11 protein-coding genes and 1 pseudogene are annotated in these 13091 nt (G+C 75.3%); 9 read left to right on the top strand and 3 right to left on the bottom strand.

The window, feature by feature from the left end; genetic code table 11:
* The 9 genes from AB8A24_RS41525 to AB8A24_RS41485 all read left to right on the top strand — a co-directional run.
* A partial coding sequence (locus tag AB8A24_RS41525) for a hypothetical protein (protein ID WP_369479083.1) occupies positions 1–2619 on the top strand: 2619 nt, incomplete at its 5' end.
* 34 nt (positions 2620–2653) lie between these two features.
* Positions 2654–3079 (top strand): phage tail protein, encoded by a 426-nt coding sequence (locus tag AB8A24_RS41520; RefSeq protein WP_030722533.1) that lies wholly within the window; start codon positions 2654–2656, stop codon positions 3077–3079.
* Positions 3080–3144: 65 nt separating this feature from the next.
* Entirely contained in the window at positions 3145–3870 is a 726-nt protein-coding gene (locus AB8A24_RS41515) for a LysM peptidoglycan-binding domain-containing protein (protein WP_328962165.1), read from the top strand.
* The gene (locus AB8A24_RS41510) at positions 3867–5684 is read left to right on the top strand and encodes a VgrG-related protein (RefSeq protein WP_328962166.1); all 1818 of its coding nucleotides are present in this window, start codon (positions 3867–3869) and stop codon (positions 5682–5684) included. The genes AB8A24_RS41515 and AB8A24_RS41510 overlap by 4 nt, the downstream gene beginning before the upstream one ends.
* 50 nt (positions 5685–5734) lie before the next feature.
* Positions 5735–6052, top strand: a complete 318-nt coding sequence (locus AB8A24_RS41505) for a PAAR domain-containing protein (protein WP_328962167.1) — start codon at positions 5735–5737, stop codon at positions 6050–6052.
* On the top strand, positions 6052–6474 hold the full coding sequence (locus AB8A24_RS41500) for a GPW/gp25 family protein (protein ID WP_030722541.1): 423 nt from the start codon (positions 6052–6054) through the stop codon (positions 6472–6474). Before AB8A24_RS41505 ends, AB8A24_RS41500 begins: the two co-directional genes overlap by 1 nt.
* Positions 6474–8444 (top strand): putative baseplate assembly protein, encoded by a 1971-nt coding sequence (locus tag AB8A24_RS41495; protein WP_328962168.1) that lies wholly within the window; start codon positions 6474–6476, stop codon positions 8442–8444. The genes AB8A24_RS41500 and AB8A24_RS41495 overlap by 1 nt, the downstream gene beginning before the upstream one ends.
* On the top strand, positions 8441–9013 hold the full coding sequence (locus AB8A24_RS41490) for a phage tail protein (protein ID WP_328962169.1): 573 nt from the start codon (positions 8441–8443) through the stop codon (positions 9011–9013). Before AB8A24_RS41495 ends, AB8A24_RS41490 begins: the two co-directional genes overlap by 4 nt.
* Before the next feature lie 41 nt (positions 9014–9054).
* On the top strand, positions 9055–10107 hold the full coding sequence (locus AB8A24_RS41485; protein WP_328962170.1) for a zinc ribbon domain-containing protein: 1053 nt from the start codon (positions 9055–9057) through the stop codon (positions 10105–10107).
* 225 nt (positions 10108–10332) lie between these two features.
* On the opposite strand, the gene AB8A24_RS41480 is transcribed toward AB8A24_RS41485, so the two are convergent.
* From AB8A24_RS41480 to AB8A24_RS41470, 3 genes and pseudogenes are all read right to left on the bottom strand, one after another.
* Complete coding sequence (locus tag AB8A24_RS41480; protein WP_369479082.1) at positions 10333–11544, bottom strand: ABC transporter permease; 1212 nt, start codon at positions 11542–11544, stop codon at positions 10333–10335.
* 28 nt (positions 11545–11572) lie between these two features.
* A complete protein-coding gene (locus tag AB8A24_RS41475; RefSeq protein WP_030722550.1) occupies positions 11573–12253 on the bottom strand; it encodes an ABC transporter ATP-binding protein in 681 nt (226 codons plus the stop codon).
* Positions 12246–13091 (bottom strand): annotated as a pseudogene (locus AB8A24_RS41470) (hypothetical protein); the annotation flags it as partial. The pseudogene AB8A24_RS41470 and the gene AB8A24_RS41475, both read right to left, overlap by 8 nt.

Here is a 13091-nt window from a genome sequence, read left to right as displayed (position 1 = left end):
CGCGGCCTCGCGTCCACGCCCACCGCAGCCGTACTCGGCACGCCCGCTCCCGCCGTGCAGCGGGCCGGGGCGACGGGCGGCCGCGCCGCCGTGACCCAGGCCGCGCCCGGCCGTGCGCCGACGCCTCCGCAGTTCCCGCTGGTCCGCCGCATCGCGGTGGTGCCCGACGCCTCGGCGACCCGGGGAACGCCGGCCGCGGGCACCGCCCCGTCCCCCTCCGGACCGCCCGTCCAGCGGTCCGCGGCCCACCCGTCCGGCTCCACGGGGTCCGCCCCGGCCCCGGCGGCCCCAGGTGCCCATCCCGGCCGCACGGGTGGGGAGACCCCCGGCACCGCCGTGGTCCGACCGCGTGCCGTCGGCCGCACGCTGACCGTCGCGCGCGTCCCCGCCACGCCCAGGCGCCGCGTGCCCGCCCTCCGGCCCGTCCCCGCGCGGACGGCCCCGGTCACGACCCCGGCCGTACAGCGTGCGGAAAGCCGCGCACCGCTGGGCGCCCCCGACGCGGACACCCCCGTGCAGGGTGCGGAAAGCCGGGCACCGCTCGGCGCACCCGTCACCGAACTCCCCACCACGGGCACGCCGTCGGACCGGCCCTCAGGAGCTCCCGCCCCGGCCATGCCCATGGTCCGGCGCCAGGCGGAGCCCGCAGCCGAGGGCGGCAGGCCGAAGCCCTCCCCTCGGCCCGGCGCGGAGCAGCCCGCCGCCGCCCCGGCGAAGCCGATGGTGCAGCGCCAGGCCGAGCCGGCCACTCCCGACAGCGGTGGGCCGAAGCCCACCGCACAGCGTCAGGCGGAGCCCGCGACCGGCCCGGACACGCCCGTGCAGCGCGCGGAGAACCGGCCGCCGCTCGGCGCACCCCTCACCGAACTGCCGTCCACGGCCACGCCGTCGGACCGCCCCGCAACGGCTCCCGCTGCCGCGATGCCCGTGGTCCAGCGCCGGACGGAGCCCGACAGCGGTACCCCGAAGGCCTCCCCGGAGCGCCGCGCGGAGCAGCCCGCCGCCGCCCCGGCGAAGCCGACGGTGCAGCGCCAGGCGGAGCCCGCAGCCGAGGGCGCGGCCACACCCGACAACGGTGGGCCGAAGCCCACCGCACAGCGCCAGGCGGGGCCCGCGGCCGGCCCGGGCGCGCCCGTGCAGCGCGCGGGAAGCCGGCCGCCGCTCGGCGCACCCCTCACCGAACTCCCCACCACCGCCGTACCGCCGGGCCGATCAGTAGGAGCTCCGGCCCCCGCCCCCGTGATGCCCGTGATCCAGCGCCAGGCGGAGCCCGCAGCCGATGGGGCGGCCACTCCCGACAGCGGTCGGCCGAAGCCCTCCCCTCAGCCCCGCGCGGAGCAGCCCGCCGCCCCGGCGAAGCCGACGGTGCAGCGCCAGGCCGAGCCCGCGGCCGGCCCGGGCGCGCCCGTACAGCGCGCGGGAAGCCGGCCGCCGCTCGGCGCACCCCTCACCGAACTCCCCACCACCGCCGTACCGTCGGGCCGATCAGCAGGAGCTCCGGCCCCCGCCCCGGCGATGCCCATCGTGCAGCGCCAGGCAGAGCCGTCGGCCGGTGGTACGGCCACTCCCGACCGCACGGGGCCGCAGCTCCGCCGGGGCGAACCCGCGGAGGTGACCCGCGGGTCAGGCCCGGGTCGGTCCGCGCCGCGTGTCCGCACCGGCCTGGGGGCGCCGCTGCCCGCGCTGCCGCCGAGCGCGGCCCTGCCCTCGTCCCCCTCGCCCCGGCCCCGGGCGGCCCGGCCCGACTCCCCCGCCGACGTCCAGCGCGCGTCCGCGCCCGGGCCGTCGGTGCCGACGGTTCATGCGCCCGTGCTGGGAGCAGGCGGCGTACAGCGCCGTACCGCCTCCCCCGGTACCCCCCGGACCGGCGGCCCCGGTGCGCCCCCCGGGGCGGCCCACCCGGTTCCGCTGGTCGTCGCCCCCTCTGTCGCCGACCGGAGCGCAGCCCCGCACCGCACCCTCCAGCTCCTGGCGGCCCGGCCCCTGTCCCTCGGCACCCGTGACATGGGGAGCGCAGCCGCCCCCGCTCCCCGCCCGGCCGGCCGTCCCGTGGTCGCCGCCCGATGGCCCAGCCCGCCCGCCGCACCGCAGCAGGTCCAGCGGGCCGCGGTGGACGCGCCGCGCGGAACGACCCCGGCGCTGCCCGCGCACGCAGTGCGTGCCGTACATGCCGTACGTCCCGTGCGCCCCGCACCCGCGAAGGCTCCCACCCGCGCCGCGGCCACTCCTCTCCCCGTGACCGGCACACACGCACCGCCGCTCGTGGTCCAGCCGGCCCCGGCCGCGTCGCCGGCGCAGCCCGTACCCGTCGTGCGCCCCAGGACACCCGCCCCCGCCGGCGATCCGGGAGCGGCCGGCCCCGCGGTACCGGCGCCGGGCGTCCCCCGTCCGGCGGGCCCGCCACCGGTGCAGCGCACCCCGGGCGGGACCCGGACCGGCCCCGGAGCGGCCGGGGGCGCGGGGCCCGCCCCGGCCGACCGGCACGCGGCACCGCAGGTACCCGACTCCGATCTGGACGACCTCGCACGCCGCCTGCTGGATCCGGTCGCCCGCCTGCTGCGCACCGAGTTGCGGCGCGGCCGGGAACGCGCGGGCCGGCCCTTCGACGGCCGCCGCTGAGAACGCGTACGAACGAGAAACGGACGACGGACCGATGACGGACAACATCTTCGCGACCAGCGTGTTCTTCCGGCTGGCGATCGGCGGCAACGACCTGGGCGCCTTCCACACCTGCTCCGGCATGGGCGCCGAAGTCGAGATGGAGAGCTACGCCGAGGGCGGCAACAACGGCTTCACCTGGCAGCTGCCGGGCCGCGTGACCTGGTCGAACATCACCCTCAGCCGGCCCGTCACCGCCGACACGGCGAAGATCGGCCGCTGGCTGGACGAGACGCTGCGCCGGGTCGAGCCCAAGGACGGGGAGATCGTGGCACTGCGGCCCGACCTGAGCCGGATCATCAGCTGGCAGGTGTTCGGGATCGTCCCGGTCCGGTGGCAGGGGCCGTCCTTCGACCCCGCCAACTCCGCGGCAGCGGTGGAGACGTTGGAGATCGCCCACCAGGGGCTGCTGCCCTCCTGACCGCCCTCCGCCCCCGCCCGCATTCGTCCCCCTCGTCGCCCCCGCTCCGGAAGGGAGTCCACGCCATGGCCTCATCGGCACGCGCCAGCCGCGCCAGGGCCCAGCTCACCCTCAAGGAGCCCCCGGCCTCGGTGGGGGCCAAGCCGGGCGGGGTGATCGCCAAGCTCGATCTCCAGTTCAACCCGTCGACCCTGCAGCTGGGCAAGACCACCGAGTGGCGGCGCTCCCCGTCCCGGATGGCCGGGCAGTCGGCGCTGCCCGAGTTCGTGGGCAGCGGTCCGCGCACCCTGAGCCTGGAGGTGTTCCTGGACGCCACCGCCACCCACGACAACTCGGTCGAGCAGGCGGTGGAGAAGCTGATGAAGGCGTGCGTACCGACCCCGGCCAGCCTCGGCCGCAAGAAGCCGGCGAGCCCCTGGGTGCGCTTCGAGTGGGGCAGCGCGCGGACCACGTCGTTCGACGGCGTCCTGTCGAACCTGTCGGTGTCGTACACGCTCTTCGACGTGGACGGCAAGCCGCTGCGGGCCACCTGCTCGCTGTCCATCGAGGAGGCGAGCGTCGACCCGCCGGGCCAGAACCCGACCTCCGGCTCACGCACCGCCCGCAGCACGCACATCGTGGTGGCGGGCGACAGCCTGGCGATGCTCGCCTGGCGCGAGTACGGCGACGCGACGGCCTGGCGGACCATCGCGGAGGCCAACGGCATAGACGACCCGATGGCACTCGTCCCCGGCACCGAGATCGTGGTGCCAGGCACGCAGGACCAGCACGGCGAGGAGGAACAGCGGTGAGCGGATCCGAATCCGGAGGCCGGTCGTTCGCGGCCGACCCGATCGTGGAGGCCCCCGGCGAACTGCCGCCGATCTGGGCGGCGCAACTGGTGAGCTGTGTGGTGGACGAGAACGTGGGCCTGCCGGACACCGCGGTGCTCACCTACCGCGACCCCGACCACGAGTTCCTGCGCGCCACCGGAATCACCATCGGCTCCCCGTTGCGGGTGTCGGTGATGACCGTGAAGGGGCAGGCGCGGGAGCGGCTGTTCAACGGCGAGGTCACGGCCCTGGAGATCGACCGGGACCGCACCGGCTCGTTCACCGTCGTCCGCGCCTACTCCAAGGCGCACCGCCTCCAGCGCGGCCGGAAGGTCGTGGCGTACCGGAACATGACGGCCGCCGCGATCGTCCGCAAGGTGGCCGCCGGAGCCGGCCTGGCCGTCGGGAAGGTGGAGGCGGCGCCGGTGGCGTACAAGCAGCTGTCCCAGGCGAACGTCTCCGACTGGGACTTCCTGCAGTACCTCGCGGGCGAGAGCGGCGCGCAGGTGCGCGTCGACGATCAGGGGCTGCTCCAGTTCACCCGGCCCGTGAAGGCGTCCGGGGCGCCCGCCCCGTCGACATCGGCCGTGCGCAATCCGATGGTCCTGGAGTACGGGAGGAACCTCCTCGCCCTGCGGGCCGCACTGTCCGCGGCCGACGGCTCCTCGACCGTGCAGGTGCGCGGCTGGGACGTGACCACCAAGCGGCCACTGGTCGCCCAGCAGCCGTCGGTGGTCAGCGACACGGTCGCGCCGGGCCTCAGCCCCCAGCTCGCCGCACGCTTCGGCAAGTCGGCCGTGGCCGTCACCGACACTCCGTACCGTACGCAGGCCGAGACCACGGCGGTCGCGAAGGCGGCGGCGGACCGGATCAGCTCCGGTTTCGGCGAGCTGGAGGCGGTGGCCGAGGGGAACCCGCTGCTGCGGGCGGGCAAGGCGGTCGCGCTCGGCAACGTGGGGCAGGCGTTCTCCGGCCGGTACACGGCGACGGCCGTGCAGCACGTCCTGGAGCCGCACGGCGGCTACCGCACCACCGTGTGGGTCAGCTCCAGCCCGGACCGCTCCCTCGCCGGCCTGGTGACCGGCGCCAACGCGCCGGGGCGCGGCCCGCGCATCCCGGGGCTCGCGATCGGCGTGGTGACGGACGTGCGCGAGCCGAACGGCTCCCAACGCGGCGCGGTACGGCTGAAGTTCCCCTGGCTGGACGACACCTACGTCACCGACTGGGTGCGCACCGTCCAGTGGGGCGGCAAGGGCGGCGGCGGTGTGGTGAGCCCCGAGGTCAACGACGAGGTGCTCGTCGGGTTCGAACAGGGACTGCTCGACAGCCCGTACGTCATCGGCGGGCTGTACAACGGCGTGGACCAGCCCTCACCGCACGACGTGCCACTGATCGACAAGACCAGCGGAAAGGTCAACCGCCGCTCGGTGGTGTCGCGTTCGGGCCACCGCGTGGAGCTTCTGGACGCGGCGGCGCCAGGACCCTCCGGGCTGCGGCTGGTGACCGGGGACGAGCGGCTCGAAGTACGCATGGACGACCGCCGGGACCGGATCGAGCTCACCGTGTACGCGGGGCGGGGCCGCCCGCTGACCTCGGTCCTGCTGGACAAGAACGGCATCACCCTGGACGCCCGGCGGGGCACGGTGAAGGTGTCCGGCCGCCAGGTGGACATCGACGGCACCGCAGGGGTCAGCATCGGCGGCCGCTCGGTGAAGGTGAACGGAACCGCGGACGTCACCGTCAACGGCGGCCTGCTCGCCACCCTCAAGGCCCGGCTCATCCGGATCAACTGACCCCTGTCCACAGCCATTCGAACCACGACCGCTTTCCCCGAGGAGGACCGATGCCAGCCGCAGCCCGTACCGGCGACCCCACCAACCACGGTGGCCGGATCGCCACGCCACCACCCGGCGCCGCCGCGTCGGTGGCGACGGTGCTGATCGGCGGCCTGCCCGCCGCCGTCGTCGGCAGCCTGCACGTCTGCGTGGTCCCGCCGCACGCCGCGCTGGGCCCGGGCAACGTGGTCATGCCGAACCCGGCCGCGCTCGCCGCGGGCGCGGTGCTCATCGGCGGACTGCCCGCCGCGCGGGCGCGCGACCAGACCTCGTGCGGCGCGATGATCCTCACCGGCGCCCCCACCGTCCTGATCGGCGGTGTGTGATGAGCGAGCGGTTCATCGGGCGCGGCTGGGCGTTCCCCCTGCGCGTCGGGCCGACCGGCGGGATCGCCATGGTCGAGCGGGAGCGGGAGCTGGAGGAGGCCATCCGACTGGTCCTGGGCACCGCTCCCGGCGAGCGGCCGATGCGGCCCGAGTTCGGCTGCGGCATCCACGAGTACGTCTTCGCCCCGGGCGACGGCGACACCGCCGGGCGGGTCGCCCAGCAGGTGCGCGAGGCGCTGGAGCGGTGGGAGCCCAGGATCGCGGTGGACGAGGTCGTCGTGGCCTTCGACTCCGTGGAGGCGGGCACCCTCTACATCGATGTGCACTACACGGTGCGCACCACCAACGACCGGCGCAACCTGGTCTTCCCCTTCTACACGATCCCCTCTGAGGAGGGGGCCGAGGAAATGGTCGCGGACTGATGGCCCTGCCCTCCCCCAACCTGGACGACCGACGGTTCCAGCAACTCGTCGACGAGGCGAAGCGGTACGTGCAGCAGCGCGCCCCGGAGTGGACCGACCACAACGTCTCCGACCCGGGCGTCACCCTGATCGAGACGTTCGCCTACCTCGTGGACCAGGTGCTGTACCGGCTGAACCGGGTCCCGGACAAGAACTACCTGGCGTTCCTGGACCTGTTGGACATCCAGCTGTACCCGCCCTCGGCCGCCGCCGCCGAAGTCGACTTCTGGCTGTCGGCTCCCCAGCCCGACACGGTGACGCTGCCCGCGGGCACCGAGGTGACCAGCGCCGCCGGCGAGACCGAGGAGGCCGTGGTCTTCGCGACCGCCGACGATCTGCGGATCGTGCCGAGCGAGTTGACGCGGCTGGTCACCGCGCCCCGCACCGGCGACCGGACCGACCGGACCGGTGCGCTCGCCGAGGGCCGCGACATACCGTGCTTCCAGGCGACTCCCGAGCCCGGCGACGCGCTGCTGTTCGGCCTGCCGACCGCGGTGCCGCGCTGCGTCGTCGCGGTGCGCCTGGACAGCCGCGTCGAGGGCGTCGGTGTCGACCCGCGCCAGCCCCCGCTGGTGTGGGAGGCGTGGGACGGCGGCCGGTGGCAGCGCTGCGAGACCGACTCCGACAGCACCGGCGGCCTCAACCGGCCCGGTGAGATCATCGTGTACGTCCCCGCCGGGCACACCGCATCGCTGATCAGCGGCACCCGCGCGGGCTGGCTGCGCTGCCGGGTCACCGAGCCCGAGCCCGGCCAGCCGTTCTACTCGGAGTCCCCGACCGTGCGCGAGGCCGCCGTCTTCACCGTCGGCGGCACGATGACCGTGGAGCACGCCGAGCGGGTGACCGACGTACCGCTCGGCGCGTCGGAGGGGGTGGCCGGCCAGACCTTCCGGCTCGGCCGCCCGCCCGTGCTGCTCGACGGGGAGCCTCCGGTGGTGGAGGTGTCCTCCCCCGAGGGATGGCAGCGCTGGGACGTGGTGGAGCACTTCGGCCGCTCGGCGCCCGAGGACCGGCACGTCCGCGTGAACGCCACCACCGGCGAGTTCTCGTTCCCGCCGGTGCTGCGCGAAGCCGACGGCAGCCTGCGCCCCTGCGGCGCCGTACCGCCCAAGGGCTCCCAGGTCCGTGTGGCCCGCTACCGCACCGGGGGCGGCCCGGCGGGCAACGTCTCGCGCGGCGCCATCTCCGTACTGCGCAGCTCCGTCCCGTACGTCGCCCGGGTCACCAACCGGGAGGCGGCGCGCGGCGGCGTCGCCGGGGAGACGATCGACAACGCCAAGCTGCGGGCGCCGGAGACGCTGCGCATGCAGGAGCGTGCGGTGACCGCCGAGGACTACGAGATCATCGCCCGCCAGGCGGCGCCTTCGGTGCGCCGGGTCCGCTGTCTGCCCGCCACGGACGGTTCCGGCGGGGCGGGCGCGGTACGGGTCCTGGTGGTGCCGGACGCGGTGGCCGACGAGGGCGACGACCGGCTCCGCTTCGAGCAGATGATCCCCTCCGACCAGGTGCTCACCGCGATCACCACGACCCTCGACGAGCGGCGCCTGATCGGCACGCGCCTCGTCGTGGAGCCGCCCGTCTACCAGGGCGTCACCGTGGTCGCCCGACTGTCGGCGCCTGCCGGGGACGCCGACCGGGTGCGCGACGCGGCGCTCGCCGCGCTGTTCCGCCACCTCAACCCTTTGCGCGGCGGGCCCGACGGCACCGGCTGGCCGTTCGGGCGGACCGTGCAGTACGGCGAGGTGTTCGGCGTCCTGCAACGCGCCATCGGGGACGTGCTGGTGGAGGAGATCCGAATGTTCGCCGCCGATCCGATCACGGGGCGGCGCGGCGCGCCGGTCGACCGGATCGACATCGGCGCGGGCGCGCTGGTCTTCTCCTACCAGCACCAGGTGGTCGTGACGGCGCCGGAGCCGGAGGTCCGCGGATGAGCCGCGCCGCCGTCCCCGGCCTGCCCAGTCGGCACCCGATCGGCGAGCAACTCCCCGCGCTGTACGCCGACGACGACTTCGCCCAGCGGTTCACGGCGGGGCTGGACACGGTCCTGGCCCCGGTGTTCACGACCCTCGACAACCTGCCCTCCTACCTCGATCCCCGGCTGGCCCCGGCGGACTTCCTGTCCTGGCTGGCCTCCTGGGTCGGCGGCGTCGACGACCCCCGATGGCCGATCGAGTTGCGGCGCGAGGCGGTGGCACGCGCGGTGGAACTGCACCGATGGCGCGGCACCCGGCGCGGCCTGACCGAGGCCCTGCGCCTGGTACTGGGCGTGTCCGCCGAGGTCGGCGGGGACGGCGGAGCCACCTGGTCCCGTACGGCCGGTGCCGAACTGCCCCCTCCCCCGGCCGACGAGGTCCTGGTACGGGTGTGGCCGCGCCGCGAGGGAGCGGCGTACGAAGTGGACGCCGACCGGGTCCGCTCGCTCGTCCGCACCCTGTGCCCTGTCCACACGGCCTGTCGGGTGGAGGTCCTGTCCGGGCCGCCCGCCGGTGAGGGGAGGTGACGGCTTTGCGTGCGTGTCCCGCATGTGGGGCGTCCAACGGCGTGACGGACGATTTCTGCGGCAACTGCGGCGCCTACCTGGGCTGGTCGGAGTCCACCGCTCCCCTGCCCACGACCCCGGAACGGGTGGACTCCCCGCCGCCCGCCACCGCGGAGTCCGACCCGCCCGCGCCCTCAGGAGCAGATCCCTCCCCGCCGGAGCCCGCTCCGACGCGGACGCCGCCGCCGGAGGCCCGTCCGGCCGGTGGGGAGGACCCCACCGCCCGCAGCACGCGCGATGCGCAGAGCACCCCGCAAGCGCCGCCCGCCACCCCGGAGCCCGTCCGGCCCGTCCGGCCCGCGAAGGCTGTCGCGCCGCGCCCTGTCGTGCGTCCCGCTGCGGTGAGCGACGACGTGGCCGGGGTCCCGTGTCCCGCCTGCGGCACGTCCAACCCGCCGGACCGCCGCTTCTGCCGCCGCTGCGCGGCGCCGCTGACGCCCGCCGCCGCACCGGCTCCCCTGCCGTGGTGGCGGACGGTCTGGCCGTTCCGCCGCCGCACGCGGGCGGGCTCGGGCCGGATGGTGCGCTTCCTGGTGATCCTGGCCGTGGTGCTGGCCCTGTGCGCGGTCGGCTTCCTGATGATGCCGGCCGGACGCCACCTGCTCGAGGACACCCGGGACAAGCTCGGCAAGGCCAAGGCGGTGACCCCGACCCGCGTCGAGGCGAGCGCCGAGCTGCCCGGGCACCCGGTGAGCCACGCCACGGACGGGCTCAGCAACCGCTACTGGGGCGTGCCCGGCCCCGGTGCCTCGGTGACGTACACCTTCACCAAGCCGTTCCGCCTGGTCGACGTGATCATCACCAACGGCGCCTCGTCATCACCGGAGGAGTACGCGACTCAGGGACGGGCGCTCCAGATCGACATGGAAGTGACGGCGCGGGACGGCCAGAAGGTCCGCAAGAAGCTCACCCTGAGCGACAAGCCCGGTCCCCAGACCTTCCCCACCGGCATCAGCGACGCCACGACGATCCGGCTGACCCTCGACGCCCCGGCCGGGTTGACCCCGGACCGCCATGTCGCCCTGGCGGAGGTGGAGTTCTTTCAGCGGAGCTGACAGCTCGGCAGCCTGCCCCGACCTAGTGCTGTGACCCGGTGGACCTTTCCGGTCACAGCGCCAGGCCGTCTCTTCCGGATCTTGTCGGGTGAAGCCCGGGTCGTCCGGTGCGGTGCCTCGCAAGGCGGAGGGGCGCCCGTGTACCGGACGTACTCGGGTGTCCCGACAACGCGGCGAGGTGCCGTGCCGGGCGGGCCGGGCCCGGCAAGATCCGGAAGAGACGGCCTAGACGCCCGCGCGCAGGGTTTCCGCCGGGAGGATGCGGGCGGCCGCCAGGGCCGGATAGAGGCCTGCGGCCAGGCCCACGACGAGGCCGACCAGCGGGCCCGCGGTGGTGAGGACGGGGTCGAGGACCACCAGCCAGTTCTTGGCCAGGCAGGTCACCGCCGTGATCTGGATGCCGAGCACCGTGCCCACCACCCCGCCGGCCAGTCCCACCAGGCCGCTCTCGACGCAGAACTGTCCGGCGACCGCCCGCCGCGAGGCACCCAGGGCCCGGCGCAGGCCGATCTCGGAGCGCCGCTCCAGTACGGACACGTAGGCGGTGTTGCTGACACCGAGCGCGCCCACGCCGAGGGAGACCGCGGCCAGGCCCAGGAACAGGGCCCGGGTCTGCGACTCGACGCCCTGACGCAGCGACCGGGGGTCCGGCGGCACCAGCGCGACGAGTTTGTCCGGGGCGCCCGGGGCCAGCGCGAAGGGGGCCTCCTCGCCGACCTGGTCGGCGGCGCCCAGATCCGTACGGATGATCATCTCCGCGGGGGCGAAGCTCAGTCCCGCCGGATCCTGCAGCGCGGCCCAGTAGGGGATGACCACCGAGCCGGTGAGGTTCGTGTCGCCGGTCGGGGCGCGGAAGACGCCGAGCACGCTGAAGGCGACCCCGTTGACATGGATCACGGAATTGGCCGCCCCGCCGTCCACGGTCAGCCGGGAGGCGGCTGCCGTGTCGATCAGCGCCACCCGCTCGCGCCGGGCCTCGTGACCCGTGTCGAACCAGCGGCCCTGCGTGAGCTCGGCCGACATGGCGAGCAGCGCTTCGGGCTGCGCGGCCATGACCGTGCTCTCGGGCAGGTCGTTCTCCTTGCCGCCGGGCAGCCGCGAGACGACCGGCTGCTCGCCGGCCCTGCTGACCAGCCCGGCGCTGCGGACACCGTTGAGCTCGCGCACCCGCTGGGTGTCACCGCCGTCGGGGCGCGGCCGGACCCCGGCGACGGCCTCCGACGGGTACTTGACCGTCACCCGCGTCGCCTTGAGGGCGTCGAACTGGTCCGAGACGGCACCGGCCGCGCTGGCCGTGATGCCGAGCGTGGCGAGGGCGGCGGCCAGCCCCACGGAGATGCCCACCATGGTGAGCAGCGTGCGGAACCGTCGGCCGAACAGCGCGAGGAACGCCTGGACGAGCAGATCCGCCGGCGAGGTACGGGGGTTCCCCGGCACGGGCCCCCGCGCCTTGCCCCTCGCACGTCTACGAGACACGGCCGTCCACCACCTTGAAGACGCGGTCGGCCCTGGCGGCGACGTCCTGTTCGTGCGTGACCACGACCACGGCCCGGTCCTGCGCGACCAGTCCGGTCAGCAGGTCCATGACGCGGGCCGAGTTGGCGGTGTCCAGGTTGCCGGTCGGCTCGTCGCACAGCACGACCGCCGGCCGGTGCACGATGGCCCGCGCGACCGCGACCCGCTGCCGTTCCCCGCCGGAGAGGGTGGTGGGCTTGACGTCGAGCCGGTGCCCGAGGCCCACGGACTCCAACGCCCGCACCGCCTGCGGCCGCCGCTCGGCCCGCGGCACGCCCAGGTGCACGAGCGGCAGGGCCACGTTCTGTACGCAGGTCAGGTGCGGGACCAGGTGGAACGCCTGGAAGACGAAGCCGAGCGTGGAGGCCCGCAGGGCGGTCCGGGCCCGTTCGGACAGGGCGGTGGTGTCGTGGCCCTGCAGCAGGTACCGGCCGCGGGTCGGGACGTCGAGCAGTCCGAGCACGCTCAGCAGCGTGGACTTCCCGGAGCCCGAGGGCCCGACGATGGCCGCCAGCCGGCCGGGCCGGATGTCGAGCGTGACGTCGGCCAGCGCGTGCACCGGCGACGGTCCCGGATACGTCTTCGCGATGCCGGTCATCTCGATGACGGGGGCCGGCTCGTCCTCAGCCATCGGTACCGCCCGACGTGCCGCCCGAGCCGTCGCCCGATCCGCTGTCCGCGGGGTTGCCGCGGCGGACGAGGACGACCGTCTGGCCGGCGGCGAGGTTCTCGTCGAGCGCGTGGACCGCGCTGAGGCCCTCGTGGGTGAACAGCACCTCGACCGGGATGTTCCGCTCCTTGCCGCCCTCGGTGACGGTGACCGTGGACGAGCCGCCGAGGTCGGTCCAGACGGCCGACACGGGGACGGTCAGCGAGCCCTTGGGGCTGCGCCGGAGTTCGACGGCGATCTGCTGGGTGGCGCCCTCCTTGGCCTCCGCGCCGGTGGGCACGAACAGCGCCTCGTGCCGGCCGCCCTCGGAACCGGAGCCGTTGCCGCTGCCGCCCCCCGCTCCCGTGCCCGCCGTGCCCGCTCCCGCGGTGCCGGCCGTGGCCGCGCCGTCCTGTCCCCCGCTCTTGCCCTGCTGGTCCCCGTTCTTGCCGTCCGAGGGGCTGTCGAGGGAACCCAGGGTGCCTTCCCGGCCCTCGTACGGGCCGGTGCCGAAGCGGATGACCGCGTCGGCCGGCAGATCGCGCAGCCGCGTGCGCTGGTCCGCGCTGAGGACGGCCCGTACCTGGCGGCCGCCGCTGCCGAGGACGAGGAGCGGCTTGTCGGCGGCGTCCCCGACCGCCGCGGTCACCTGCACCACCGTGGCCGGCAGGGTGCCGACGTACGTGACCTCCGCGGCCGGCAGCACCTCACCGGGCTTGGCCGGCCCGGCGGCCGGCGGTGCGTCCGCGCCGCGGGCGGGCGGCGCGCTCGCGCCACCGGTCCCACCCGAGCCGCTGCTGCCCTTCGTGCCGTTGCCGCC

It is taken from the genome of Streptomyces sp. BF23-19, from assembly GCF_041106355.1.
GTDB lineage: Bacteria > Actinomycetota > Actinomycetes > Streptomycetales > Streptomycetaceae > Streptomyces > Streptomyces virginiae_A.
Note: the sequence above shows the minus strand (reverse complement) of the source record. Positions and strands in the feature narration are given on the sequence as shown.

Bases quoted from the DNA above. Each gene is read 5' to 3' on its own strand.
- AB8A24_RS41520 (WP_030722533.1), top strand. From the start codon at position 2,654: ATGACGGACAACATCTTCGCGACCAGCGTGTTCTTCCGGCTGGCGATC.
- AB8A24_RS41515 (WP_328962165.1), top strand. From the start codon at position 3,145: ATGGCCTCATCGGCACGCGCCAGCCGCGCCAGGGCCCAGCTCACCCTC.
- AB8A24_RS41505 (WP_328962167.1), top strand. From the start codon at position 5,735: ATGCCAGCCGCAGCCCGTACCGGCGACCCCACCAACCACGGTGGCCGG.
- AB8A24_RS41500 (WP_030722541.1), top strand. From the start codon at position 6,052: ATGAGCGAGCGGTTCATCGGGCGCGGCTGGGCGTTCCCCCTGCGCGTC.
- AB8A24_RS41495 (WP_328962168.1), top strand. From the start codon at position 6,474: ATGGCCCTGCCCTCCCCCAACCTGGACGACCGACGGTTCCAGCAACTC.
- AB8A24_RS41490 (WP_328962169.1), top strand. From the start codon at position 8,441: ATGAGCCGCGCCGCCGTCCCCGGCCTGCCCAGTCGGCACCCGATCGGC.
- AB8A24_RS41475 (WP_030722550.1), bottom strand. From the start codon at position 12,253: ATGGCTGAGGACGAGCCGGCCCCCGTCATCGAGATGACCGGCATCGCG.